The following is a 26,470-nucleotide window of genomic DNA, read 5'->3' as shown; positions in this document are numbered from 1 at the left end:
CGCGCGCCCGCGATGGTCCAGATGCTGGTCGAGGTGCTCCCGCAGGTGGTCGCCAAGGCGGCCGAACCGCTCAGCGCCATCGACAAGATGACCGTCATCTCCACCGACGGCGCGAGCAAACTCTCCCGCACCGTCACCGACAACGTCGCCCAGGGCATGGAACTTCTCTCCTCCACCACAGGCGTCGACCTCGCCCGGCTCCTCAAGGGGCTCACCACGACCACGACCTCGACCGCGACCGAACCGGCGGGGCCCGTCCCGGCCAACGGCAAGATCGCGATCACCGACTGACGTCCGGTTGCCGTCCCCGCCGGGGGCGGCAACCGGTCACATTTTCCGGTCAGATAAGGCACCCTCGATCAATCAAACCTACCCACTCCGTTAACATGTCCGGTCTGACAATGTTCACGTTGGACCACGATAAGCGGCCGGAAATTGACATCTTCGATATCGCGGGTTCTTTCTCGAATAGGCGACGGCACCAGGTCCGCCGCGCGTCCCCGACCCCGGGTCGTGCTGTGGACCGCGGTGGGTGTGATCGGCCTAGGATTCCTCGTTGCACTGGAGCTGGCCGCGCGCCAGTACGGCGTGCCGGGTCCGATCACCGTCCAGACCCGAGAAGTGATCTTCGCCCCCCAATCGGGCACGGTGTTGTACGCCAGCATGGCGCTGATGATGGTCGTGCTCACCTGGCGGCAGCGCTTCATCGGGCTCGCCGCCGCGATCGGCATCGACCTCGTCTTCTGGCTCGTGCGGTGGGTGGTCGGCGCCCAGATGATGTTCGGCAACGGCGCGTTGCTGGTGACCTTGGCCTGGGCCGTCATCGCCGTCACGCGTCGCACCGGACGGGAGCGTCTCCTCCTGCTCAAGGGCGTGGGGCTGGCCCTGCTGCTGGTGACCGGCCGCAAGACCGGCTACACCTGGCTGCTGATCACCTCGAAGTCCCGCCCGATGGTGCTCGACCAGTACGTGGCGACCGCCGACCACGCCCTGGGCAATCCGTCGTGGGTGGCCGGCAAGATCGTCGAGGCCACCGGCACGGTCGGCTTCCGGGTCCTCGAATTCGTCTACATCCAGCTCGCGGTCGCCGCGGTCGCCGTCGCCCTGTACCAGCTGCGCCACGTGGCGGCCCTGCGCCGCTTCCCGAGCCACCACCTGGTGCGCACCTTCCTGGTCATCGGGCTGCTCGGGCCGGGCATCTACATGATCTTCCCCGTGGTCGGACCGATCTTCGCCTACGGCGCCGACGGCGCGCAGTGGGCGGTGGCCGACCTGTGGCCGAACACGCCACCGCCGCTCGGTACTCCCGGACCGATGCCCTTCGACGAGTTCACCCCGCGCAACTGCATGCCCAGCCTGCACACGGCGTGGGCCACCGCGATCTTCATCCATTCCCGCAGGGCCCCTCGGGCGCTGCGCTACGCGGGCACGTTCTGGCTGATCGCCACGCTCGGCGCCACCCTGGGCTTCGGCTACCACTACGGCGCGGACATCATCGCCGGCGTGGTGTTCACGGTCACCATCGAGACGGCGCTGCGCTCGCTCGCGCGCGGCTGGGACCGGTCCGGCATCCTGCTGACCACCTACGGCACCGCGGTGTTCGTCGCGTACCTGATCTCGTACCGCTATCTGTCGGTGCAGCTGGCCGCGTATCCGTGGGTGTTCGGGCCGCTGCTCCTCCTCGCCATGGCCTCGGTGATCTACGGCTACGTACGGATCACCAAGAAGTGGGAACGGGAGGCCGCCGCGGAGACGGCGGTGCGCCTGCCGGAACCGCGACGCGAACCGCAGCCCGAACTGGTCTGAGCGCGCGGGGCGCGGCGGCCGGCTGGCTCGGCCGCCGCCCCGGGCGAATTCCGCTGGGGCCGGTGATCGGCGCCGAGTAAGGTCGGTCCGTCGTGTTGGACGCGGGGGACGGGCAGGTCAGACATGGAGCAGGCGAAGGCAAAGGCCAAGGCGAAGGCGACGTCGAACGGGCTGGCGCCGGTGGAGCTGGTGGAACTCGTGGGCGGGCGGGTCCGGCTGGAGCCGCTCGAGCTGAGGCACCACGACGGGCTGTGCGCGGCGGTGCGCGACGGCAGCCTGTGGGAGCTCGCCGTGACGTCCGTCCCGCACCCGGACGACGTCCGCGGCTTCATCGAAGAGGCAATGGCGGCGCGTGCCGAGGGCACGCAGATCCCGTACGCGACGGTGGACGCGGCGACGGGGCAGGTCCTCGGCTCCACCCGACTGATGATGATCAACACCGCGCAGCGGCGGCTGGAGATCGGCTGGACCTTCCTCGCGGAGTCCCGTCAGCGGACCGGCGTGAACACCGAGGCGAAGTTGCTGATGCTGACGCATGCCTTCGAGGCGTTGGGGATGAACCGGGTCGAGCTGCTGACAGACGTACGGAACGCGAAGTCACGGGCGGCGATCGCCGGGCTGGGTGCGACGCACGAGGGCGTACTGCGGCACCACATGGTCATGCGGGACGGCTGGATCCGCGACACCGCGGTGTACAGCCTCACCCGGCCGGAATGGCCGGCAGCGAAGCTCGTACTGGAAGCGCGCGGTGCGGGCCGCCCCGCAGCACGCGCCGCGGAGTGACCGCCCCCGAGTGGCCGCCGGGGAGCGACCGGCCGGGAAGTGAACGCCGGGAAGTGAACGGCGGGAGCGAGCGCCGCGGCGTCCGTCCCGGGCCGGCCCTCAGGGTGCGTTCGTGGGGGGCGTCGCCGGGGGTTCGGCACGGATGCCCGTGATGACCACCGTGATGAGGCAGAACGCGATGACGGTCTCCGCCCAGAGGAAGGCGATGTAGTCGAGCAGGCAGCCGATGGGCGGGGAGCCCGGGGCCGTGTTCCGGAAGGCGGCCAGCGCGAAGAGTGTCGCGGCCATCCAGCCGAGGGCGGGCCAGGTGAGGCCCTTGCGGCGGGTGACCAGGTACCAGCCGCCGATCAGGACCGAGACGGCGAGCGCCCACATGGCGAGCATCATGAAGATCGCGAAGACGAACACGCTGTTGGACCGGTCCAGCCCGATGTCGAGGACCGCGATGCCCTGCTCGGTGGAGGCGTCGACCGTCGCCGAGAACAGGACGTCGTTGTTGGAGAGCGTGACCCGGACCGGGACCCTTTCGCCGCCGAGCACCGCGCTGAACCCGACGTCCGCCCCGTAGGAGTCGAACGGGTAGTCCGTGATCGAGCCGCCCGTCAGGGCCACGGGCACGTCCATCGTGGAGATGCGCTGGTGCGCCTTGAAGGTGAGGTCGCCCCGGGTGGCCGTCGAGGTCTGGACGGTGAGGTCATCGGCGGGGGAGACACCGTCGGCCTCGGCCAGGGCGCCCCTGGGGGTGACCCGGACGCGCAGCGTCATCTCGCGGCCCGCGGCGTCGACGCGCTGGATCGTGGCGTTGACGTCGATGCGGTCCCGGTCGGCGCGCCCCGCCGTGTACACCGTGTCCAGGGCCTGGCGTTCCCCGAACTGGAGCCACGCCCCCACGATGACCGCCGCGACGATGGCGATCAGGATCAGGCCCGGCACCAGCGGGACGCGGCGCGCGGGGCGCGCGGGGCGTGCGGGGCGGTGGGAGTTCGACACGGTGGCTCCGGTGGTGCGGGGTGCGGGGTGCGGGGTGCGGGCGGGGGCACGGGCACGGGCGCGGGGCGCGTGCGGGACGGATCAGGCGGCGGGCTTGCCGGGCTGGTCGTGGGTCGAGCAGTGGATGCCGCCGCCGCCCGAGGCGATGGTGTCGATCTTCACCATGACGACGTCCCGCTTGGGGAAGTGCTCCCGCAGGATGCCGCGGGCGCGGTCGTCCGCCTTGCGGTCGCCGAACTGGGGCACGAACACCGAGTCGTTGGCGACGTAGAAGTTGGCGTAGGTGGAGACGAAGTCGTCCCCCTCGCCCGTGATCCGGTTCAGGTCGGGCTGCGGGAGGTCGATGACCTCGAAACGGCGGCCGCGGGCGTCCGTCGCCTTCGACAGGACGGACTTCGCCTGGTCGGCGGAGCGGGACCAGGAGTCCGGCGGGGTGCTGGGGTGGGCGCGGTCCAGCAGCACCACACCGGGGGCGGTGAAGCGTACGAGGCTGTCCACGTGCGCGTCGGTGATGTCCTCGCCGCGCACGCCGGCCAGCCAGATGACCTTCTGGACGCCCAGGGTCTGCTTGAGCTCGGCCTCGATGGTGTCCCGGGACTTCCCCTTGTTGCGGTTGTCGTTGACGATCGAGCTCTCGGTGACCATCAGGGTGCCCTCGCCGTCGGTCTCGAAGGAACCGCCCTCGGCGACGAGCGGGGCCTGCACCCTGGGGATCTGGTACTTCTGCAGCAGCAGGCGCCCGACCTGGGCGTCGTTGGTGTGCTCCTGCTTGTTGCCCCAGCCGTTGAAGTTGAAGTCGACGCCGACGACCTTGGCGCCCTCCTCGACGAACACGGGGACGGTGTCGCGGGCCCACAGGTCGTCGACGGCCAGGGGGATCACCTCGACCTGGGAGCCGACGGCCTTCTGGGCCGCGGCCACCTGGTCGGGCCGGGCCATCATGATCACTTCTTCGTAGTCGCCGACGGCCCGGGCGATCCGCGCGATGTCCTCGCGCACGTAGGGCAGGTCCTGCTCCCAGACCGAGGCGAGGGCCGGCCAGGACATGAAGGTGCGGGTGTGGATCTCCCACTCGGCGCCGAACCGGCGCTTTCCGTCCGCGGCGGGCTGGGAGGAGCCGGCGGCGCCGGGCCGCGTACCGGATTCGGCGGGCCCGCAGGCCGCGGCACCGAAGACGGCGGCGCCGATCCCGGCGAAGGTACGGAGGACGGACCGGCGGGTGGGGGGAGTGAACGACACGGGGGACTCCGATCGTGTGCTGGCGGAGCGAGGGGCGTCCGGCCAGGGCGGGCACGGGAGGCGTGGCACAGGCCGGCGGGCCGGGCCCTATCCAAAGGCTGCACGCTTTGCACCGATAACATCCGGTACGCACGGGAAAGTGGTGCGGGCCGGATGTCGTCCACTGGTGCACTGACTGGAATTTCAGTCAATTTGCGTGGCGAGGGAACCGAGCCGGTCGACCTCGACTCCGATCGCCGCGCGCATCAGGTCGCGGGCGTGCGCCACGGGCAGCAGGCCGCTCAGCCAGCGGCCGCTCAGTCCCTCCAGGAGGGCGGTCAGTCGCTCGGCGGCGGCGCTGACGGCGGCGCCCGGCGCGGCCGGGCACGCGGCGGCCAGCAGGCCGGCGACCTCCTCCACCCAGGCCGTACCGGCTGCGGCGAGTTCCTCGCGCAGTTCCGGGTCGAAGATCGTGTGGGCCCGCAGCTCCCCCCAGGCCGTACTGTTCTCGCGCACCTCGGGCAGGTCCTGGAATTCGAGCAGCAGGATCCGCTCCAGGAGCCGGCGCGGGTCCGTCGCGGGGAGTGCGGCGCCCACCTCGTCGGCGGCACCCGTGTAGCGGTCGGCCCGGTCGCTGATGAAGGCCAGGGCGTGCCGCAGGATGCCGGTCCGGTCCTTGAAGTGGTAGTAGATCAAGGCGGTCGACACGCCGGCCTCGGCCGCCAGGTCGCCCACTCGCAGTCCGCGGACCCCGCGCCTGGCGATGACCCGGGCGGCGCCCTCCAGGATGGCCCTTCTTCGATCCGACACCGGGTGATCCTCCCTTCTGGCGGCGTGCGTCTCGCATTGTCACACATTGACTGAAATTTTAGTTAGCGACACGATGCGCCCCAGGTCATTGCCGCATCGTTGAAAGAGCCACCGCATGTTCGCTCAGCTTCCCGGCGTACAGTCCGCCCTCACGGCCCTGTCCGCCGACGACCCCCACGAGATCGGTGGCTACCGCCTCCACGCCCGGCTCGGCTCCGGCGGCATGGGGGTGGTCTACCTGGCGTACACGTCGGGCGGCCGCCCCATCGCCCTGAAGGCCGTCCGGCGGGAGTTCGCGGCGGACCCGGAGTTCCGCGAGCGCTTCGCCCAGGAGGTGGCGAGCGCGCGCCGGATCCACGGCCTCTTCACGGCGCAGGTGGTCGACTCGGGCGAGGACGACCACACCCCGTGGCTGGCCACGGCGTACGTGCCCGGCCCCTCGCTGCACCAGGTCGTGCAGCGGCACGGGCCGCTGCCGGTGCGCACGGTGCTGCTGCTCGTCGCCGGCATCGCCGAGGCCCTCCAGGAGATCCACCGGGTGGGCGTCGTCCACCGGGACCTCAAGCCGGCGAACGTGCTCATCGCGGGGGACGGGCCGCGGGTGATCGACTTCGGTATCGCGCGCGCCGCCGACGCCGCCGCGCTGACCGGCGTGGGCCTTCGGATCGGCACCGCCGCCTTCATGGCGCCGGAGCAGGCGCTGGGCCACCCGGTGACGCCGGCGACCGACGTGTTCGCGCTCGGGGCGCTCGCCGGGTTCGTGGCGGCCGGGGTCCCGCCCTTCGGGAACGGGCCGGAGTCCGGCGCCCTGTACCGGGTGGTCCACGAGCACCCGGACCTCGGCCGGATCCCGCCCGAGCTGCACGACCTGCTGTCGTGGTGCCTGGCCAAGTCCCCGCAGGACCGTCCCACGACCGCCGAACTGATCGCGGCCGTCCGCGCGCACCCCCTCGTGGGCCAGCGGCCGGAGTTAACCGACGGCTGGCTGCCCCGGCCGGTGCTGGAGGAGGTCGGGGGCCGGGCGGACGGCGGCCCGGCCGGGGAGTCCGCGGCCCCGGCCGGCCCGTCCGCGGGGTCCGGCAGGCCTGGGCCGCCCGTGCCCGTACCCGTACGCGTACCGGAGCACCTCCAGGCGACCAGGGCGGCGGCCGCGCATCACGCCCCGGCCGCCGGGCGGGGCGGAACCATGCCGTACGCCCCGGCCCCGAGTCCGGCCCCCGCCCCGAGCCCGGCCCCCGCCCCGAGTCCGGTCCCGGTCCCGAGTCCGGCCCCGGTAGCCGCCGTGCCCCCGGTGGCCCCTGTGACCCCCGTGGCCCCTGCGCCCCCGGCGCGCCGTGAACGGCGGCGCGACCGGAGCCGGCTACCCGCGGTCGCCCTGGCCGCGGCGGCGCTCCTGGCCTGCGGAGGCGGTGCCTACTGGTTCGGCCTGCCCCCGGAGGAGGGCGACGCCCCCGCCGTGGAACCCACCGCCGCCCCGCCCCGACCGGCGGCCTCTGCGTACGTGCCGGGATACGCACAGGCCGAGCTGACCGCCCCGGATTCCGGTTACGAGTTCGACCTGCGCGCCGGGAAGGTGGTTCCCGTCGAGACGGCCGTCTGGTACCTCGCGCGCGACTCCGACGCCTTCCTGCTCCCCGAGGAGTCCGACGCCTTCGTAGCCGACGGAAGCGGAGAGCTGACCCCGGACGACTGTGCGCGGGGCATCGAGACCCGGCCCGTGACGACCCTGCCCTTCAAGGCGCTCGCGAAGGAGCGCCCCTTCTGCGTACGAAGCCCTGACCAGCGGGAAGTCGCGATCGTACGGCTCGTCGAGGCGACCTCTGCAGGGTCCGTGACGATCGCCGTCGACCACTTCCGCAAGAGCTGATCTCCGGAAGCGGAATCGGGTCCAGATGGCAGGTCCGACACGCAGGGAAGGTTGACTGAATTTTCAGTTAAGGCAAGGATGCCGTCCATCCCGCCCCTCCTCATCAGGGAGTCACCATGGATATGAACCCCCGCACCTCTCGCCGCCGAGTGCTCCAGTTCGGCGCGGCGGCCGTGCCGCTCGCGGCCCTCGGCTCCGCCCTCCCCCCGCTGGTGCAGACGGCCTCGGCCGCCCAGAACGGCACCGACATGCTCCGCATGCCCGCCGAGACCGACCGGCACATCCGGACGTACATGGCCTGGCCGGCCCTCTCCTCGGTGTGGGGCAGCGGCCTCTCGGCGGTGCGCAGGGACATCGCCGAGGTGGCCCACACGATCTCGCGCTACGAGCCGGTCGTGGTGCTGGCCCGCCCCGGCCAGGTCGCCGAGGCCCGCTACCAGTGCGGACTGGGCGCCTACTACGGCATCCAGGTCATCGACATCCCCAATGACGACCTCTGGATCAGGGACTTCGGCCCCACCTTCGTCGTCGCCCCGGGTGCCGTCGCCGGTGTGGATACCAACTTCAACGGCTGGGGCAAGGCCGGTACGAAGTTCGCGCAGCCCTTCGCCAACGACGCGGCGGCGGCCCGCACGCTCCTCGCCGAGTACGAGGTGAACCGGATCCGGGCCGGCTTCGTCGGCGAGGGCGGCTCGCTGGAGACCGACGGCGAGGGAACCCTGCTGGCCACGGTCAGTTCGATGGTGAACGCCAACCGGAACCCGGGCATGAGCCAGGCCCAGGTCGAGCAGGCCATGAAGACGGCGCTCGGCATCGACAAGGTGATCTGGGTGCCCGGCCTCGCCGGCGAGGACATCACCGACTGCCACATCGACTGCCTGGCCCGCTTCATCGGTCCCGGCCGCGTCATCCTCGACAAGCCCGGCCCCGTCGCGGACAAGAAGTGGGTGGCCGTCTACGAGGAGACCAAGCGGGCCCTGCTGAGCGCCACCGATGCCCGGGGCCGCCGCCTGTCCATCACCGAACTGCCCGGTCCGGACCGGCGCGAGATCACCGGCCGGGGCGACGAGTTCCTGTCCAGCTACACCAACTACTACACGGCCAACGGCGCGGTGATCGCGCCGCGGTTCGGTGACGGCCATGCCGACGGCGTCGCCTACGCCATCCTCCAGGCCGCCTACCCCGGTTACCGCGTCGAGCAGCTCCCGATCGACGGCATCGCCTCCGGTGGCGGCGGAATCCACTGCGCCACCCAGTCCCACCCGGCCGCGCCGCCGGCGCTCTGATGGCGGGGCCGCCCCGGCCGGCGCGGACGGACCCGCCCGCCGGGGCGGCCCGCGCGCCGTCCGGCACTGCTGGTGACGGGCCGCGTACGTACCCACCCGATCATCCCGGTAAGGTGCGGAGCATGTCGTCTCGTAGTACTCAGATCCTCGAAGCCGCCGCCCGGGTGATCGCCCGCCGCGGTGTACGCGGGCTGCGCGTGGAGGAACTCGCGGCGGAGGCCGGCGTCTCCACCGCCCTGATCTACTACCACTTCAAGGACCGTACGGGCGTACTGCGTCAGACGCTGGAGTTCATCAACGACCGCGCCGAGCGGTACACCACCGACCGCGATCCGGACGAGCCGCCGCTGACCCCGCGCGAAGAGCTGGAGGAGACCCTCCTGCTGGAGCTCCAGGACACCGTGGAGGTACGGGAGAACAGCTCGGCCTGGGGCGAACTGCGGGCGAGCGCCGTCTTCGACGAAGTCCTGCGCGAGGACCTGGCGCGGGCGACCCTGGTGTGGGTCCAGGAGGTGGCCGCGCTGCTGGGTCAGGTCCAGCCGATGGTGCCGGCATCCGCGCTGGCCGGGGCCGCCGAGCGGCTCACCGCCCTGCTGGAGGGGTTGAGCATGCGCTGGCTGAGCGGCGGCATCAAGATCGGCCACGCCCGCGAGCTGATGCGGGGCGCCATCGACGCCGAGCTTTCGGGTCTCGGGCAGAACTGACACCCGCGGGCCGGAGGCCGTTCCGCGACCCCCGGCCCGCCCCGGCCTTGCCCGGGTACTGCCCGGATGCCGCCCCACCCTTGGCCGTGGCCCCGTGGCCCCGTGGCCCCGTGGCCCCGTGGCCCCGTGTACCCCTCGCCGGTCGCCGGTCGCCGGTCGCCGGTCCCGCACCCGACTCCGGCCCGACTCCCGCCCGACTCCCACGCGTTTCCTGCCCGACTCCCGGGATTCCTTGCGGATCCGGGTCCGTTCAGCCTCTTGACTGAATTTTCAGTCAATGCCAGAGTGAGGATTCCGAGCAGGGCGGAGCGAATCTCCCGCCCTTCGGACCGCCGACCGGCCCGTGCAACCTCACGGCCCGCACTCCTCGACGTACTCCTCGATGCACCCCTGGAGGCGTCCCCGGCGCGCCACCGGCCATCGGCCGCCGCCCCGCGCACCACGCATTCGGACGGCGATGCCCCGGCCCCGGCCGTACCCTGGCCCGCCTTCCGGAGGAAGGAATGACCATGATGGTTTCGACCGGCCCTGCCGCCGGGCGGGACGGTCGGGGGACGTCATGCCCCGCCGTCGACCCGGCGCCCGTCCGGCACGCCCGGGGCCCGCGGCTCGACCCCGAGGCGACCGCCCCGATCGCGGACGCGGCGCGGGCGAGCGCCACCCCGCACTTCCCCTTCTCCTTCCCCTTCCCCTTCCCCTGCTTCGAGGTGAACCCGCGGTTCGACTTCGACCGGGCGGCGGCCCACGGGACGCGACCGGCGGTGGCCGCCGGTTCCTCCACCCGGTTCGAATCCGGTGCCACCGCCGAGGTCGGGTTGGTCCCCGTAGGGGGAGTCCGGATCGCGATCGGCTTGGCGGGCCCAGTCGGCGGGTCCCGGGTCGTACCCGGAGCCAAGGCGCTCGCCCTGGCGAGGGCGGCCGCCTGCGGCCACCTCGGCGTCACTGTCGGACACGAGGGCGGGGGTCGAGCGTGAGGAAGAAGACCTCGCACGGCGACCACTGCGCGCCGGGCGGCCGGCACATCGATCCGCACGCGTACGCGTTCCTGGCCGGATGGTGCTGAAGCCCGGCTTCCCGGCTCACGGGGCCGACCCCCCCCGGTCGGTGCGCACCGCCCGGCGCCCCCGACCTCTCGCTCGCCTTCGTCAGTCGCGCTGCCGCCCGATCGGGCCCCTCCGGGATCCCGGCCACCCGGCGCCGCCGGACCGCCGTGCGCGGTACGCCGTCCGTGGGCCGCCGTACGCGGTACGCGGTCCGCGCGGCACTCGACCGAAGGCGCGGTCGTCAGTGCCCGCCTCCGCGAGGTCGACGTGGACGCCCGGACCGGGCTCGTGACGCTGGACGGCGAGCCCCTGCGCTCCGCTCCGGCCTGGCAGGGCCCCCGACCCCCTCCACTTCCCCTAGTCGCTTCCTCCAGTCCTCCCGTGCTCCCACCCCTGTCCCACCTCTTCGCTCTTGACTGAATTTTCAGTCGAATGGAAGACTCCACCCACGCAAGAAATGAGACGTCTGATGACCGAATTCCGTATGCCCGCCGAGTGGTCCCAGCACGACGGCTGTCTGATGGCCTGGCCCACCCGCGAGGACCTGTGGGGCAGCGTGCTCGCCGACGTGAAGGAGGAGTACGCGAACGTCGCCCGCGCCATCGCCGCGTTCGAGCCCGTGACGATGGTCGCCCCGCCCGGCTTCGGCGAGGACGCCCGTACCCGGTGCGGCGACGGCGTCACCGTCATCGAGCTGCCGCTCGACGACTCCTGGTTCCGCGACTCCGCCCCCCTCTTCGTCCTCGACGGCAACGGCAACCGCGCCGGAGTGGACTTCCGCTTCAACGCCTGGGGCCGCAAGCACCACCCGTTCGACGCCGACGACCGGATCAGCGGCCTGCTGCTGGACCACCTCGGGGTCGACCGCATCCCCTCCGGCATGATCCTCGAGGGCGGGGCCGTCACCGTCGACGGCGAGGGCACCCTGATCACCACCGAGCAGTGCCTCCTGCACCCGAACCGCAACCCCGGCATGACCCGCGACCAGATCGAGGCCGAGCTCAAGGCCCGGCTCGGCGTCACCAAGGTCATCTGGCTCCCGTACGGCGGGCTGCTCGACACCGAGACCGACGGTCACGTCGACGGTGTCTGCGCCTTCGCCGCCCCGGGCACGGTCGTCATCTCCCTGCCCTCCGACCCGGACCACCCGGACCACGCCCGCATGCGCGCCAACCGTGCCGTGCTGGAGGCCACCACCGACGCCCGCGGCCGCCGCCTGGAGATCATCGAGGTGCCGCAGACCGCCTTCGCCGACCTGGCCGACGGCGAGATCGAGGTGTCGTACCTCAACTACTACGTCGCCAACGGCGGCGTCGTCGTCCCGGTGGCCGGAGTGCCCCAGGACGAGGAAGCCCTCGCCGTGATCGCCACGGCCTACCCGGGCCGCAAGGTCATCGGGGTACGGGCCCTCGCCATCGCGTTCGGCGGCGGCGGCGTCCACTGCATCACCCAGCAGATCCCCGCAGTGCGGACCACCGTCTGACCCGGGAAACCGGCCGCTCCCGGCGGACCGCTCCGGCGGTCCGCCCGCTCCTCCCCCCGCATCCCTCACGGAATAGAGAGCGCGACGATGACCACCACCCCGCCCCGCACCGGCAGACGCTTCCGCAGCCGGCGCGGCCGGCTCAGCCCCGTTTCCGCAGCCGCGACCGCCGCCCTGGCGTCCGTCTCCCTGCTCGCGGCCTGCTCCGGCCCGCCGAAGGAGAACGCCGGCGGTGTCACCGACGTCAAGCTGTCGGCCTCGACGCCCGAGGCCCGCGGCGACATCGACTCCTTCACCTGGGCCGTCTACGCCGAACCGCCCACCCTCGACTACACGGTGGCCTTCGACTACCCGCAGAACACCGTCCTGTCCAACGTGTGCGAGAGCCTGATGCGTTGGACCCCGGGCCTGACCACGGAGCCCGGTCTCGCCCAGAAGGCGTCCAACCCGGACCCCACCACCTGGGTCTACGACCTGCGACCCGGCGTCCGCTTCCACGACGGCAAGGAGATGACCGCCGACGACGTGGTCTTCAGCCTCGGTCGCCAGCGCGACCCCGACAACGCCGCCGCCTGGGCCCAGGTGTTCCAGAACGTCGCCTCGATCACCAAGAGCGGCCCGCTGCAGGTCACCGTCAAGCTCAACAAGCCCGACTCGCAGTTCCCCCAGTACATGGCCACCGCCGCCGGTGTGGTCGCCTCCAAGGCGGCCGTCGAGGCGGCCGGCAAGGACTACGGCACCACGGGCGGCCTCGGCTGCAGCGGCCCCTTCGAGCTCGGTACGTGGAACAAGGGCCAGTCGATCGAGCTGGAGCGCTTCGACGCCTACTGGGGCAAGAAGGCCAAGGCGAAGAAGGCCGTCTTCCGGGTCCTGACCGACCCCTCCGCCCGGACGAACGCCATGCTGAGCGGGGAGGCCGACGGCGGCTACCTGATACCCACCGAGAGCTACGCCCGCCTCAAGAGCAGCGGCACCGGCACCCTCTACTTCGGCGAGGGCCTGAGCACGGTCAACGTCAACGTCACCAACATGCATGGCCCCCTCGGCGACGTCCGTGTTCGCCGTGCGCTGTCCCTGGCGCTGGACCGCTCCGGCTTCGTCAAGGCCGGCCTCGGCGGGGCGGGCACCGTCACCAACTCCCTCACCACCCGCGCCGCCTGGGCCGCCGCCCCCGAGCGCACCCTGAAGACCGCCTTCGACAGCCTGCCGCCCACCGGCCAGGACATCGAGAAGGCCAAGGCCCTGGTCAAGGAGGCCGGCGCCACCGGCAAGACGCTGACCGTGGCCACCAGTTCCATCGGCCAGGACGTCTCCCTCCTCGCCACCGCCCTCCAGGCGGCCGGCACGCAGATCGGCCTGGACATCCAGCTGAAGACGATCGCTCCGAACGCCTTCACCGCGCTGTTCACCGACCCCCAGGCGCGCGAGGGCATCGACATGTTCCCGCTCACCTACTACGACTCGATCACCGACCCGCTCGACCTGCTGCAGAACTTCAAGACCGGCGCGTACATGAACTTCGCCGGCTACAGCGACCCCGAGTACGACAAGCTCGTCGACGAGGCGAGCGCCGTCTACCCGGTCGAGCAGCGGGTGGACATCGAGGCCAAGCTGCAGCACCACGCCTCGGAACAGCTGCTGTGGATCCCGGTCGCCGAATGGCCCACCGCACTGTTCATGAACAAGCGGATCACCGGCGCCCCCACCACCATCTCGTACATGTACTTCCGCGTACCGATCGAGGACGTCCGGCACACCCGCACCTGGATGGCCTGGCCGGACTCCACCTCGATCTGGGGCAACACGCTCGGCGGCGTCCAGCAGGACATTGCGCGCATCGCACGGACCATCGCCAAGTACGAGCCGGTCTACGTCTGCGCCAACTCCGGCAGCGCGGCCAAGGCCCGCTCGATGTGCGGCTCCACCGTCACCGTCATCAGCGCCATCCCCGTCGACGACTGCTGGATGCGCGACACGGGACCCGTCTTCCGCACCAACGGATCCGGCGGGCTGGACGCCGTCGGCCTCAACTTCAACGGCTGGGGCAAGAAGCAGGCCCACTCCCGGGACAACCTGGTCGCCGGCCGGATCGCCTCATACGTCGGGGTCCCCTTCACCGCCGCCGCCCTGGTGGGCGAGGGCGGCGCGATCGAACAGGACGGCGCCGGCACCCTGATGGCCACCCGCAGCAGCCTGGTGAACAAGAACCGCAACCCCAACAAGACGCAGGCGCAGATCGAGGCCGCCATGCTCGCCGCCTACGGCGCCTCCAAGGTCATCTGGTTCGACGGGGTCAAGGGCCAGGACATCACCGACGACCACGTCGATGCGACCTCGCGCTTCCTCGCCCCCGGCCGCGCCGCCGTCCAGATGCCCCTGGCCTAGGACAACGACGTGTACGCCAAGGACGCCCGCCAGCAGTACCAGATCCTCTCCGCGTCCACCGCCGCCGACGGGACGCGCATGACGGTCGACCAGATCCAGGGCCCCGACTACAACAAGATCCGCTCCGCCAACCCGGACTTCCTGGCCTCCTACGCCAACTACTACCTGTGCAACGGCGCCGTCATCAGCGCCCACTTCGGCGACACCCGCGCCGACACCGCGGCGAAGGCCACCCTGGCCCGGCTCTACCCCGGCCGCACCATCGAGCAGCTCAACATCGACCGGCTCGGCACCGGGGGCGGCGGGATCCACTGCGTCACCCAGCAGCAGCCCGTCCCGTAACCGGCAGCCGCACACCACGGCGCAAGCTCTCCACGGGGCCGTTCCGAACCGATCCGGAACGGCCCTCCGCCGCTCCCGGGCACCGCTGCTCGTGGCCGAACTCCTGGCCCGGCGCCGCGCCGACCAATGCTCACAGGTCGCGGAGCCGCGCCGACTCACCGCGGGCTCCCGGTGCGAAGCCAACTTGCCGATCGACACGACGGTCACGTCGACGTCCGTACCAACTAACGCACCGGACCGGCTGCCCGCCAGGCCCCGGGAACATCCCCGCAGTCGCGGGGAGCAGCCGGTGAGCGACTTCACGGGACCCGGGAGGTCGGGAACATCCCTGCAGGCGCTGGGAGCAGAACGGCCACGATCTGTACCTGGCCAACAAGTGGGGATCATCCCCGCAGGTGCGGGGAGCAGTCGACCTCGGGCTGCGCGCGGGGCAACACGATGGGAACATCCCCGCAGGCGAGGCCCCTACCCGAGTTGAGAGCTTTCCGCGGAACATCCCCGCAGGCGCGGGGAGCAGTCCACCGCGAAGTACGGGCCCCGGAAGGTCGAGGGAACATCCCCGCAGGCGCGGGGAGCAGGGTGGTGAGCAATGCCTGCGGGAAAGGCTCGCGGGAACATCCCCGCAGGCGCGGGGAGCAGCGTCGCGGCCCGGCGGAGCCCACGCGCACGCTAGGAACATCCCCGCAGGCGCGGGGAGCAGGGCCTGAAGGACATCACCCGCAAGCCGGTCCAGGGAACATCCCCGCAGGCGCGGGGAGCAGGGTGGCTGACCTGGGGTTCTGGAGGCGGAGGCCTCGGGTTTGGCTTACTTTCGCTGGATCGGACATTTGGGGCTCTTGGTCTGTTATCCGTTTCCGAAGCGTCGTCGCTTCGCGGCCTTGCTCCAGCCTCGGGTCGTCGGTGAGGTGGTGGATGCGCGCTCGTTCGGGCGGTGGATCAGTGTGACGCCTTCGCGGTCGGTGGGATTCCACTTGTGGTCGTGCGTGTCGAAGGCGAAGCCCTGTTCGTTGTCCGAGCTGTACGCCAGCAGGGCTCGGCCGTTGCCCGCGTACTCGCAGACCTCGGCCCACAGCGTCTCGCGGATTCGTGCCGAGGGTCCGCCGATGAAGACGCCTGGGGAAATCTCAAGGAGCCAACGAGTGAGGAACCCTCGCAGACCGACGGGACAGTGGGTCAGGACGATCACCGTCACCAGGTCACCTCGTCTGCGTAGTTGCGGCCCGCCGGAACGACGACGTCACGGTCGGAACGGAGACCGACCCGGTCCGGGTTTTCCGCGGGGTCGGAGGGAGCCTCGGCTTCCGGACGCCCCACCAGGAGCAGCCCCTTGATGTCGTCGACGCAGCGGTCGAGCAGACGGGCTTTGTTGATCTTGTCCCGCAGTGCGCGCCGGGTACGGGAACCGACGTCCTCGGCGCTCTCGGCCGCTACGTCGAATGCGACCGGGATGCCGATCTCCGTCTTGTACAGGTCGGCCACGTCCAGGACGAACGACAGTTCGTGGCCCGAGTGCACGAAGCCGAGCCCGGGTGAACAGCCCATCGCCGCGACGACGGCGTGCGCGATCCCGTACATGCACTGGGCGGCCGCCGTCACCGCTTGGTTGGGGGCGTCGCCCGCGGTGAAGTCCCCGGGGACGTACTGCCGGCCGCGCCAGGGCACTCCCGTACGGTGTGCTTGGACGCGGTAGCAGTCCTTGACGCGGCGGCCCTCGTGTCCGAGGAGCTCCTGCCGGTTCAACCCTGCCGGATCCTCGTCCGGGAAGCGCAGCCGGTACATGGAGCGCGCCACCTCCAGGCGCGTCCGCCGGTTCGCCCACAGGGTGGCCTGGGCCTCCACAAGCGCGGCGGAGCGGTTGAGGGAACGGCCGCCGGCGTAGAAGCGGACGCCCTGTTCACCGACCCATGCAACGGCGGCACCGCTCTCGCCGAGCACGCTCATCGCTTGGTGGGTGATGCGGGTGCCGGGTCCGAGTAGCAGCGTGCCGATGGTCGCCGACGGGATGTGGGTGGTTCCGTCGGCGTCCTCGGCGGTGATGGCGTTGTCCTCGCGGTGGATCGTGCACCGCTCCAAATAGATGAAGGAGATGCGTTCCGCGACACGGGTGAGCTCGCGCGGGGACACGGCGCGGCGCTGAGCGATGCTGGTGGCCACGTCTCACGCGGCCTTGGCCAGGGTCATCAGACCGCACCCGTACGCCTTGGCCTTGCCGAGGCCCAGGGTGAGGGTCCGTCGGAGGGCGTCGGGGTCGGTCACCTCCAGGCGGCCATCGAAGGTGACGGTGACGAGAGGGACGCGGTTGGCCCGGCCTCCCACGGGGTCGGCCTTCTCGAAGCGGTGCCTGTGTTCATCGCGTACCGCGAGCTGGTACTCGTCGCCCTGCGGTAGCCGCCGTTGCTCGGGGGGAGTGGTCAGGATCCGGAAGCCGGCGGCTTCCTGCCGTGCGAGCAGCCATCCCATTTGATGCCGGGGACCCACGTGCGCCGTGCGCTTGGTGGGTTCGCCTTCCTTTCGGCGGATGTGGTGGACCGGGTTGGCGGTGAGGCGGAACGCCCAGGCGTCGCCCGTGCGGAGCCCAGCCAGGAAGGTTCCGTACTCGTAGGTCTCCCAGGCGGCGGTCGTGGGCCAGCCTGCCTGCTCCACCAGGTGTGTCAGGTCAGGGCGTTCCTCGCTGACGATGTACAGCAGGACCTCCGCCTTGGCGTTCCGGTCGAGCCGCCACAAGGGCCGTGGACGGTCTGTGTCGCTGGGCAGCGCGCCGGCGAAGGAGGACATCACGGCGGCGTGCAGGCGTTGGGGTGATGCGAGGAGGCTACGGGCACCGAGCCGAGCGGTGTTGATTCGGAAACGGGTCAGGTGCATCGGAGACCGTCCATCCGGGACAGCAGGGCCTCGGGCTCGTGACGAGGCACGGGTACGGGAGGGCGCCGGTTTCGGGCGGGCGGGTTGAAACGGGGGTTGGGTACGTCGATCGAGGTGGAGACCACGCTGCGCAGGGCGTAGCGGCGGTGGCGCGGGTCGAAGCTGATCGGCTGGTCCCTGAGCGTGTCGCCGAGGCGGCCGTCGGTCGTGTCGTCACCCAGGATGGTCAGGTTGACCGTGCGGTCGTGGCGGCGCTGTTGGCGGTACCAGTCGGACGCCTGCCACTCCTCCGCCTTCAGGGCCTCGACCGGATCGCCGACGTCCCTCGTGCCCAGGTCGAGGGGTCCCTGCGGCGGGCATGAGCGGCGGCCGAGGTAGGGGAGGTGGACGGGAGCCCGTACGGCGGCGTGCAGCGCGCGGATCAGGGCGTGATCGCCCCCGACTGCGGCGACGAACACTGCGTCGGCGAGGTAGAAGCGGTCCGACACCGGCATCGCCTTGTCGGTGTCCGCATGGCGGGCGGTCTGGAAGTCCCGCAGCCGGGTGCCCGGCTGGTCGATCCGTACGGCGAAGCGCAGTGCGGCGAGGTCCGTGAGGTTTGCGGTGCGGTCCCGTCCGAGGGCGGCGGCGAGCAGGCCGATGACGCCGCTCTTGGTGGGGGCGCTCTCCGTGGTGCGCCGGGCGAATCGTGCCGAGGCCCCCCACGACTGCAGGGGGCCTGCCAGACGCAGGGCCAGGACGCTGCTCATGCCCCCTTCCCCAGGCGTTCCGCGACGGCCCCGCCCACCGCGGTGACCAGCGGGCGAAGGTCGACGGGGGTTCCGAGCGGGACCAGGTCGTCGGTGTGCTCGCCGACGCGCAGGATCCAGGTGCGGTCGGCGGTGGCCCCGAAGGCCTTCTCGACCGCGGGGACGTGGTCCGCCAACGCCTTGCAGGCGGCGCGGACGTGCCCTTCACCAGTGTCCTGTTGAACGACGGGCTTCTCGAAGGCCCCCACGAAGCTGACGGGACGGGAGGAACGGAGCTTGACGATCACGGCGTCCGGGAGGGTGTGATTGCCGAAGGTGTTGGCCTTGCCGGTGGGCATCGACATCACGAAACCCTCGATGAAGGCCTCTACCGCCCTGCGCACCGGTTCGCCGGTGCGTTCGCCGTCCGCGAGGCCGGCATCGAGGTTCCGCGCCAGCAGGTCCACGTCCACGGCGGCGTAGCGGTACAGCGTGGCCGAGTTGAAATCGACCGTGCCGATCATTCCGGCGCCGGGCTCAGCGCTGGTGTTCCTGTCGTCCACGGCCGTGAAGTAGTCCGACTCCATGTCCACGGCGTGCACGCTGAGGGCATGGGCGACTTGGGCCGCGGCGTCGACGTTGATGTCCGAGGCGTCTGCCACCATACGGCCGAAGAGCGCGATGTCGACCGAGTGACGGGTGGAAGCGATCTGCTTGGTCCGCGCCTTGACGTCTTTGTCCTTCACGAACACCTTGGGCTCGGTGCCCCTGCCGATGCCCTCGACGGCCAGCTTCGCCAGCCCGTCGAGTTGGTGTGCGCTCAGGAAGAGCAGGTAGGAGGACTGGGGGGCCAGTGGCTCGTCGTCCTTGGGGTCCTTCCCTGCGGATTTCCGGCTGGGTGTCTCGCTTTTGGCGCCGGTAGCCGTCTGAAGCAGCTCGGCTGCCATCGGCCACACGTGTTCGGGCGTCAGCGAGGGTTCGAGGGCCGTGATCCGCGTCGTCAGAGCATCGACCACCTTCTTCGTCCGGACTCCCAGCTCGGCCGGATCCAGCAAGTCGTCGAAGGCCTTGCGAGTGGCACGCTTCCATGCCTGGCTGGAGACCCTGGAGCGGCGTACACCACCGTAGACGGCACTCTTGGGGGCCCCGGTGTCGTCTCGGTTGATGTTGCTCGGCGGGACGGTCTGCAGGATGTGTACGTCGAGGATGGTGCGGCTCACTCGTTTTCCCTCATCTCGTTCGCTGCGGTCTCAAGCTGCACGACGGGAACGTCTCCGTCCTTCGCCGTTCTGGGATTCGGGGCACGGTACGCGTGGAAGCTGCGTCCCCAGGCCTGACGGACCTGACCGGGGCCGCCGGGCCGCTGCCATTGGTCGAGCTGCTCGGCGAGCAGGCCGTAATCGAGGGGGACCTCCGCCGCGCGCAGCAAGGTCACCAGGTCCCGCAGCCTCTGGGCCAGCACATCGAGGCTGCTGGCGGTTCCCGCGCGTACGAGTCGCTTGCGGACGGGATCGTCCGCATCGGTCCCCGACATCAGCCGGCGTACGGCCGTTCCCAGGGACGGTCCGCCGGCCACGTGCATGCCCCTGGACCGGTTGGACTGTTGGTGCACGGCCCACAGGGTGACGGCGGCGTGCGCGGAGCGCTCGGCCCGGAGGGTCTCGGCTTCACCGGCGGGCCGCCCCCGCCGGGCGAGGTACGCCGTGTGGAAGGCCTCGACGCCGACCATCCCCCATAGGTCCGGTGTCTCCGTCGGCTGACGGCCTACGCCCCGCCGCAGGCGCGCGAGGGCTTGCACGGAATGGGCGCGGTCAGCGGGATCGATGTACCCGCTCTGCAGAGTCCGGATGTGCCGGCTGACGGCCAGACGGAGGGGGCCGGACTCTTCGACCGATGCCGATGCCGATGCCGATGCCGATGCCGATGCCGGCGTCGGTGGCGCGTCTCGCGACTGGTCGGGAGCCGGGACCGGAGGCGCGTTGTCGGTCATGGGGACACTCCTTCGCTGATGCCGGCCCCCTCAGGGGCCGGCACAGGGTCGTGGCGCAGTGGGAACGCCCTGTTGAGCCGAGCGCGGAACACCCGCTCGGAGGCGGCGTTGTCCAGCCAGCCGTTCTCACCCGAGGCAGCCAGTTGCCGGTCAGCCGTCTCCCGCAGGATCCGGTGGGCCGCCATCTGCCACGCCCTTCGGGCCGCCCCCGGATCGATCGCCGTGCCCAGGCCGGCCAACCACTGTCGGTAGGGGCCGTCCAGTAGGCCGAAGCCCAGGTCCCGGGCCGTCCCACGTGGTGCTTCGGGATCCCGGCCCGCGGCCTTGGCGAGGTCGGCCGCCAGGTCACCCAGGGCCCGCACCCCGGCGTTGCTGTCCTCGACAGCCCCCAGTGCCTCGGTCGCGTACCGCTGGTCCTGCTCGTGGAGCAGGATGACCGACATCGTGAGGCCGTCGTCGACGATCTCGTCGATGACCGACTGCTGGGTGCCGTACGCCGCACCGATCAGACGGGGTCTGATGAGCGTGTCCTGAGGCAGCAGACGTTCGTAGGTGAGCTCGGCGACCCATTTGAGCACCCCCGCCCGCAGTTGGTCGGCCGGCTCGGCTCGCTGCCCCGGACCTTGCTCGGCCTCGGACATGAGCAGCGACGCGAGGCCGCGCCACGCGGCGCGAGTCGGGTCGTGCTCGCGGGGCATGTAGACCGGTGTGCGGCCCAGCTTCTTCTCCTGGGGCCGGCTGCGCCGCCAGCCGCTCATCGGCTCGTACACGTGCTTGTCGGGCGCAGACAGAGGATCGCCGTACGACAGGACGACGCCGAGGACGGCACGACCGTCGTGGTGCAGGCGGATGCGTCGCGATTGCCAGGTGTACAGGTCCCGCGGGCCGGTGGGCCGGGACTCCAGGCCCTGCTGCACATCCGGCCCGCACTGTTCCCGGCGCCAGGCCGGCCTGTCGTCCTTGTCCACGGTGACCGCGTGCGCTTCGGACGCCACCAGGTTGAGCAGCAGGGTCTGTCGGAGGCTGTCGCCCTCGACGAAGACGCCGCCCAGGTTGCCCGCCCACCCGACTCCTTGCGGGTAGCCCTTGCCGCCCTTGACCCGGGGGTCTCCCACGGCACCCGACTTGATGCCGGACGTGTCGAAGGCGTGGGCATGTACGACCCATCGTGCCGCCTCCGCGAACGAGAGCTGCTCGACGCCGGGTTGGCGCATCGTGAAGAAGGGGTCGCCGTTGGGGACATCGGCGACGATGCGGTTCAGCGAGGTGACCTCGTCCTTCTGCGTCCTCAGGCCGGCCACCTGGAAGAACGGCCGAGTGGGGTGAAGGAGGTCGAACCTGTCGCGGTGACGGTCGAGATAGGCCGGGATGCCGGCGAACGGCTCCGGGCTGTCGTGCAGCTCCTGCCAGGCATCGAGGTCCTCAGGCCCGTCCACGGCATCGTGCAGGATCGCCAGCAGGAGCCTCAGCAGGGCGAAATCCTGCGACGGTACGTCCCCCACCAGTCTTCGCACCTCGCCGGCGCGTACGAAGACTTCCTTCAAGGAGAGCTCCGTTGCGGTGCCGTCGCCTAACTGGACGGGTAACCAAGGGCGGGAGACCAAGTCGAAACCGGGCACACCTTTCACCAACCTCACGTCCTTGGCCCCGGCCGGGTTGATTTCCAGCCCGTCGGCCACGCTGTAGTTCACTTCGAAGCCTGCCAGCCGGGTCTGACAATCCTCGTCGAGGACGAGGACCAGTTCGCCGGCCAGCCAATGGCACTCCGGTGTCTGCCACGCTCGGGGCCCGAATCTCTCGAGCTCCTCGATGGCGCGGTCGATCACTCGAGGCTTCGAGAAGTGGTACGGAAGGCGCAGGGCGCTGGCCGCGACTGCACGGGCCGTGCGAGGGGGTGGTACCGAGTCGACCGGCACGTCCAGCCCGCCGCGCCCCCGGTCGAGCCAGGGCAATGTCGCGTACGTGCCGTCGTCGCGCCGCTGGATGACGAGGACTTCCAGGCTCTCGTCGCTGTCCCGCACCTGGGCGCGCCCGGCCCGGGTGTCGTCCGCGTCGCCCACGTCGGCGTCGATCCAGCCCACCAGGGACCGCCCCGGCTTGCGGACCTCGGCGATCCGGAACACCTGCGCGGCGCGTTGCTGCTTGGCGACGGCGATTTCGTGCTCTTCGGCGGCGGCGGCCATCGCATCGGCCCAGTCGTCCCGGGGTGCACGGAGGCGGTCCGCGTAGGCGGTCTGCACGAGTGTGCTGATGTCATCCGGAAGTACGACCGGCCGTGCCTTCCAATACGGGAGGAGTACGGCGAGGGAGCGCAGCAGGGTGTGTCGACCGTAGACCGACACCGAACCGTTGACCGGCGCCGGAGGCGTCGCCTCCCAGTCGACGCCCGTGACCAGACACCGCGGCACCCGCAGACGAGGCGGGCGGTCGGCCTGGCCCAGGCCGCGCTGGTGCCGGTGGAGCCGCCCCAACCGCTGTAGGACGAGATCGACGGGAGCGAGGTCGGTGACCAGGATGTCGAAGTCGATGTCGAGCGAAGCCTCGGCGACCTGGCTGGCGACGACGACGTGCGGCCCCGTCGGCCGCGAACCCGTAGGGCCGAACCCGGTCACGAGCCGGTCGTCGTTGCGCGCCCGGTCCAGGTCGAGAAACCGGGAGTGGGCGACCGTCACCGCCCCTTCACCGAACCGTTCGCGCAGGACCTCCGCCGCCTGGAGGACGCGGTCGACGGTGTTGCGCACGACCAACGCGCAGCCGCCATCGCCCAATTCCTCCCACAATCGGTCCGAGAGAACGCCCAGGTCGTCACCGAGCTGCTCCACCACGACTTCTGTACGGCGGTCCGCGGCTGCTGGCGGTGCGCTGACGACAGAATTCCGGCCGGGGGTGATCATGCTGATCAGCGGGTAGGAGACGGCGGCCTCCAGTTCAGGACGGGGATCCGCTGTGCCTGCGTAGGCCTCGGCCAGCTGCCGGCGGCGCCCCGAGGGCAAGGTGGCGGACAGCATGACGACGGGCACCTTGTACGCCCCGAGCCAGGACAGCACGCGTTCCAAGTACTCGTTCATGTAGGCGTCGTACGCGTGGACCTCGTCGATCACGACGACTTTCCCGGCGAGAGCGAGGTGCCGAAGGGCCAGGTGCCGGCTCTTCAGCCCGGCGAACAGCAACTGGTCGATGGTGCCGACGACGAAGGGCGCGAGCATTCCCTTCTTCCGGCCCCGGAGCCATTGATGGGCGACGAGCTGACCCGGGGCGGCGCACACGTCTTCGCGACGCGAGGACGCGACACAGGACACCGCGTCGAGGTCGACCGCGGCAACGGTGCGGGCGCCGGCCCGCATGTCCCTCGCGAAGTCGTCGTTGAGCGAACCCTTGGAGTGGGCGAGGAAGACCGTCAGGTCCACGTCCCCCGGTAGACGCTCCAACCACCGACGCACGCGCCCGTACATCGCGTTCGACGTGGCACGGGTCGGGAGCGCGACGAAACACCCCCCGGCCCCCGAACGCGAGGCGAAGACCTCCGCCACGGCGAACGCGGCCTCCGTCTTCCCCTCGCCCATCGGCGCTTCGATGATCATCAAGCCGGGCGCATCCGACTCCTGGGCGACCCGGACCGCTTCCTCCTGCAAGGGCCGGACGGACGGCAGACCGAATCGCGTGGCGAAGAGCTTCTGCGCCGTACCCTCCGTACCCTCTGGAGCCTTCGTACCCTCCGGACCCTCCGTGCTTTTTGGAGTCTCCGTACCCTCCATTGACCAGGGGCGTGGAAGACCGATACCGCGCCACGCGGCATCGATCCGGTCGGCCTCGTCCCGGTGTTGGTCCTCAGGGAAGAGGAGGAAGAGATTCGGATTGCTGGCGATCCAGTCGGCGACGATCACCACGGCGGACAGGATGGCCTGGACGGGCTGCGACAACTTCACGCCCTGCCACAGGGAACTCCGCTCCCGCATTCCGTACGCAGCCGCACAGGCATCGAGGAGCTCGGTTTGTACCGCACGCCAAAGCCCCTCACTGGAACCCGGCGTCCGCAAGAGCTCGCTGTGCCGGCGCAGATCATGGAACTGCTCGTGCGTCGGAGGGACCCCGTGATGCCCGCCCACCGGTACCGCGAACGCCATGACGTTACGGGGCGGCCAACCCTGCCGCTCCAGCCACTCCTCCAGGAGTACCTGCCCCGCCAGACCGTGCGGCGCACGGCTTCGCGTGGTCCCGAGCTGCTCGCGGGTGGGCATCTTCAGCCCGCGATCGCTCATTCGGCCGGCAAGCACATCGACCTGGCAGGCAAAGGCCGGTGTCGCCTTTCCGATGTCGTGCACGGCGGCGAGCCAGACGGCGAGCGTCTTCGCGTCCTCGGGGCCGCCGGGCAGGTCACCGGCCACGAGTTCGCGCACCTGACGCGGAACCCACGCGTCCCACAACCGTCCCGCCACGGCCGCGGAATCGGCCATGTGACGCCACAACGGGAGCCACTTCTCAGTCTTCCGGTCGTGCTTGGCCCACACCACGCGCGCCTCGGACGTGAGCTGCGCACTCCAGTGCGGCGTTGTGCTGCCCTGCATCGAACCCTTCCCCAGAGCGCTGTTCGCGCTCTTTGCGCTCTTTGCGCTCTTCGTGCTGCTCGCTGTCGACCGACCGTGCCATGGCGCCCCGCAGGGACGGTCCCGGAGCCCTGTTCGAACACCGGGACCCATGAACGGGTGGCGCCCTACTGTGTGCTGGCCACGGCTTCTACGCGATCCCTCGCCGGAGTGAAGTGCGGACGACCGCCAGCACGATCACGATCACCACAGTGAGCCGGACGCCGACATCCACGGGCAGCTGAGCAGCTGAGACCCTCCCCCTCCTGCCAGTACGGCGACGAGAACGGGCAGCAGCCACGACTGTGGCTGCTGCCCGCTACTGACCTGGGGGTCCATGGGAGGTAACACGAGAACGCCCCTTCAGGAGTGTTCGGGCCGGACCCGACACGTCGCGCGAGGACACGGGTTCGGCCTGAGCTGTTGCGTCTGACTGGACGGAGTCATGAGGTCGTGAAGCTCCGTCAGGAGCGGCACGTTACACGAACGGCGATGCGTGCAAGTGGGCTTCTACTGAAAGGCCTTGTGCGGCTCCGACCTGAACAAGGAGAGTTCCAAGTCGCCTTGAAACCCTGCCCTGCGATCGGTTGTGTCCCTCTGCCCCCCAGAGGTAGGGGGCAGGGGTCGAGGGCCCCCTCGACCAGTGCACGCACAGGGGTCATCCCTGCAGGGCAGGGAGCAGGATGACCGGCCCGAGCTGTCGGCCACGAGCATGCGGGACCAAGCCGGCGGTAGGTGCCGGCCGCAGCAGCCGTCGTGCACAGACCGGCCCCGGCTCCACGGCGCGCCGCCACGATCGCCTTCTCCGTCAGGCCGTGTCCGACCGGTCGTGGATCGCTGGGGCGCGAGCGACGTGGTGCGGCAATGATGTGTGCACGTTCTAAGAACATCCCGGTGAGTGTGGCTAGCAGGACGACGATGCGTTCACTGGCAGCGAGTCGGGCTCCTGCGTTCTCCGGTACCGCCCGGTGCGCACCCGTCTGAACATCGGTTGGCTGAAAGCCAGCGGGTCGCACTCGGCGCCGTCGCCACGATGTTCGTGGAGAAGCTGAAGGCTGTTAGGGAGGCCCAGCGGATGGACGTCCGTCTCGACGTAGACCCGCTCGTCGTGTTGGTCGCCACCGCACCGAAGCCTTTCGGTCGGTTTGCCGTTCTCTTCGCTTCGTTGCGGCGTCGGTAGATCTCCCAGTCGAGCCCTACGGGGCGGCCGCCTGTCGTCTACCGGTACATGCTCGACAAGTGCATCGAATCGCCCACACCTACATCCAGCCGGGCTCCTTGCACTTCAACGCCAAGGTTGAACGCTTACGACGCATCGACGCAGAGGAGTCCCACTGCATGCTCGCCGCTGTCATTGTCGACGATACTGGCGCCCTGAACGACGAACTCCGTGAGTGGGAGGACTGATGCAACCATCACTGCCCAGCGGCGCTCTCGACGGCCCGACATCGTACGAACGCCTTCAAGTAGAAGGCCCAGACCCCGATGCAGCCAAGTTCCGGAAGGCGCAGAGTGGTCGGGGGCGTGTCGTGAGCCTGCTGGCCTTCTTCGGCTCTGAAGCGTTTGAGATGAGCGCGTTACGTGTGACAG

General features: G+C 70.5%; 18 protein-coding genes, 2 pseudogenes and 1 CRISPR repeat array. Of the genes and pseudogenes, 10 read left to right on the top strand and 10 right to left on the bottom strand.

Annotated features, from left to right (window positions below; translation table 11 throughout):
- Positions 1-9: 9 nt before the first annotated feature.
- The 3 genes and pseudogenes from ACIQK6_RS25450 to ACIQK6_RS25440 all read left to right on the top strand — a co-directional run.
- Positions 10-291: pseudogene (locus tag ACIQK6_RS25450) on the top strand (flotillin domain-containing protein); the annotation flags it as partial.
- A gap of 222 nt (positions 292-513) precedes the next feature.
- Complete coding sequence (locus tag ACIQK6_RS25445) at positions 514-1,806, top strand: DUF5933 domain-containing protein (protein WP_329097266.1); 1,293 nt, start codon at positions 514-516, stop codon at positions 1,804-1,806.
- 123 nt (positions 1,807-1,929) lie between these two features.
- The gene (locus ACIQK6_RS25440; protein ID WP_329097264.1) at positions 1,930-2,589 is read left to right on the top strand and encodes a GNAT family protein; all 660 of its coding nucleotides are present in this window, start codon (positions 1,930-1,932) and stop codon (positions 2,587-2,589) included.
- 99 nt (positions 2,590-2,688) lie between these two features.
- Here the strand turns inward: ACIQK6_RS25440 and ACIQK6_RS25435 are convergent, their stop codons facing one another.
- The 3 genes from ACIQK6_RS25435 to ACIQK6_RS25425 all read right to left on the bottom strand — a co-directional run bounded on the left by ACIQK6_RS25435 (position 2,689) and on the right by ACIQK6_RS25425 (position 5,607).
- Positions 2,689-3,579, bottom strand: a complete 891-nt coding sequence (locus ACIQK6_RS25435) for a DUF4436 family protein (RefSeq protein ID WP_329097263.1) — start codon at positions 3,577-3,579, stop codon at positions 2,689-2,691.
- Between the two features lie 81 nt (positions 3,580-3,660).
- Positions 3,661-4,818, bottom strand: coding sequence for an agmatine deiminase family protein (locus ACIQK6_RS25430; protein WP_329097260.1), 1,158 nt, complete (start codon positions 4,816-4,818; stop codon positions 3,661-3,663).
- 183 nt (positions 4,819-5,001) lie between these two features.
- Positions 5,002-5,607, bottom strand: a complete 606-nt coding sequence (locus ACIQK6_RS25425; RefSeq protein ID WP_402695521.1) for a TetR/AcrR family transcriptional regulator — start codon at positions 5,605-5,607, stop codon at positions 5,002-5,004.
- A gap of 115 nt (positions 5,608-5,722) precedes the next feature.
- Here ACIQK6_RS25425 and ACIQK6_RS25420 point away from each other — a divergent pair, with 115 nt between their 5' ends.
- From ACIQK6_RS25420 to ACIQK6_RS25395, 6 genes and pseudogenes are all read left to right on the top strand, one after another.
- Complete coding sequence (locus ACIQK6_RS25420; RefSeq protein WP_402695520.1) at positions 5,723-7,474, top strand: serine/threonine-protein kinase; 1,752 nt, start codon at positions 5,723-5,725, stop codon at positions 7,472-7,474.
- Between the two features lie 116 nt (positions 7,475-7,590).
- The gene (locus ACIQK6_RS25415; RefSeq protein WP_402695519.1) at positions 7,591-8,760 is read left to right on the top strand and encodes an agmatine deiminase family protein; all 1,170 of its coding nucleotides are present in this window, start codon (positions 7,591-7,593) and stop codon (positions 8,758-8,760) included.
- Positions 8,761-8,882: 122 nt separating this feature from the next.
- The gene (locus tag ACIQK6_RS25410; protein WP_329097255.1) at positions 8,883-9,464 is read left to right on the top strand and encodes a TetR/AcrR family transcriptional regulator; all 582 of its coding nucleotides are present in this window, start codon (positions 8,883-8,885) and stop codon (positions 9,462-9,464) included.
- 509 nt (positions 9,465-9,973) lie between these two features.
- Positions 9,974-10,438 (top strand): urease subunit beta, encoded by a 465-nt coding sequence (locus ACIQK6_RS25405; RefSeq protein ID WP_402695518.1) that lies wholly within the window; start codon positions 9,974-9,976, stop codon positions 10,436-10,438.
- A 538-nt stretch (positions 10,439-10,976) separates the two neighbouring features.
- The gene (locus ACIQK6_RS25400) at positions 10,977-11,990 is read left to right on the top strand and encodes an agmatine deiminase family protein (RefSeq protein ID WP_329097253.1); all 1,014 of its coding nucleotides are present in this window, start codon (positions 10,977-10,979) and stop codon (positions 11,988-11,990) included.
- A gap of 87 nt (positions 11,991-12,077) precedes the next feature.
- A pseudogene (locus ACIQK6_RS25395) lies at positions 12,078-14,717 on the top strand (agmatine deiminase family protein).
- Positions 14,718-14,974: 257 nt separating this feature from the next.
- A CRISPR array of direct repeats spans positions 14,975-15,478; the repeat unit is 28 nt; unit sequence GGAACATCCCCGCAGGCGCGGGGAGCAG.
- A gap of 83 nt (positions 15,479-15,561) precedes the next feature.
- Here ACIQK6_RS25395 and cas2e read toward each other — a convergent pair.
- Genes cas2e through casA form a run of 7 tightly spaced genes read right to left on the bottom strand, consistent with a single transcriptional unit; the run spans position 15,562 to position 24,862 of the window.
- The gene (gene cas2e, locus ACIQK6_RS25390) at positions 15,562-15,909 is read right to left on the bottom strand and encodes a type I-E CRISPR-associated endoribonuclease Cas2e (RefSeq protein ID WP_329097251.1); all 348 of its coding nucleotides are present in this window, start codon (positions 15,907-15,909) and stop codon (positions 15,562-15,564) included.
- Positions 15,906-16,871 (bottom strand): type I-E CRISPR-associated endonuclease Cas1e, encoded by a 966-nt coding sequence (gene cas1e, locus ACIQK6_RS25385; RefSeq protein ID WP_329097249.1) that lies wholly within the window; start codon positions 16,869-16,871, stop codon positions 15,906-15,908. Before cas1e ends, cas2e begins: the two co-directional genes overlap by 4 nt.
- A 3-nt stretch (positions 16,872-16,874) precedes the next feature.
- Entirely contained in the window at positions 16,875-17,579 is a 705-nt protein-coding gene (gene cas6e / locus ACIQK6_RS25380; protein WP_402695517.1) for a type I-E CRISPR-associated protein Cas6/Cse3/CasE, read from the bottom strand.
- Positions 17,570-18,328: a type I-E CRISPR-associated protein Cas5/CasD gene (gene cas5e / locus ACIQK6_RS25375; RefSeq protein ID WP_402695516.1), complete on the bottom strand. Its 759-nt coding sequence runs from the start codon at positions 18,326-18,328 to the stop codon at positions 17,570-17,572. Before cas5e ends, cas6e begins: the two co-directional genes overlap by 10 nt.
- Positions 18,325-19,527, bottom strand: a complete 1,203-nt coding sequence (gene cas7e, locus ACIQK6_RS25370) for a type I-E CRISPR-associated protein Cas7/Cse4/CasC (protein ID WP_402695515.1) — start codon at positions 19,525-19,527, stop codon at positions 18,325-18,327. Before cas7e ends, cas5e begins: the two co-directional genes overlap by 4 nt.
- On the bottom strand, positions 19,524-20,297 hold the full coding sequence (gene casB, locus ACIQK6_RS25365; RefSeq protein WP_402695514.1) for a type I-E CRISPR-associated protein Cse2/CasB: 774 nt from the start codon (positions 20,295-20,297) through the stop codon (positions 19,524-19,526). The genes cas7e and casB overlap by 4 nt, the downstream gene beginning before the upstream one ends.
- Entirely contained in the window at positions 20,294-24,862 is a 4,569-nt protein-coding gene (casA, locus tag ACIQK6_RS25360; protein WP_329097239.1) for a type I-E CRISPR-associated protein Cse1/CasA, read from the bottom strand. Before casA ends, casB begins: the two co-directional genes overlap by 4 nt.
- A gap of 1,257 nt (positions 24,863-26,119) precedes the next feature.
- Here casA and ACIQK6_RS25355 point away from each other — a divergent pair.
- Positions 26,120-26,287, top strand: coding sequence for a hypothetical protein (locus ACIQK6_RS25355; RefSeq protein ID WP_329108302.1), 168 nt, complete (start codon positions 26,120-26,122; stop codon positions 26,285-26,287).
- The last annotated feature ends 183 nt before the right edge of the window (positions 26,288-26,470 follow it).

The sequence above is a fragment of the Streptomyces sp. NPDC091682 genome (assembly GCF_044756625.1).
Lineage (GTDB): Bacteria > Actinomycetota > Actinomycetes > Streptomycetales > Streptomycetaceae > Streptomyces.
This window is presented reverse-complemented; position numbering and strand designations above follow the sequence as displayed.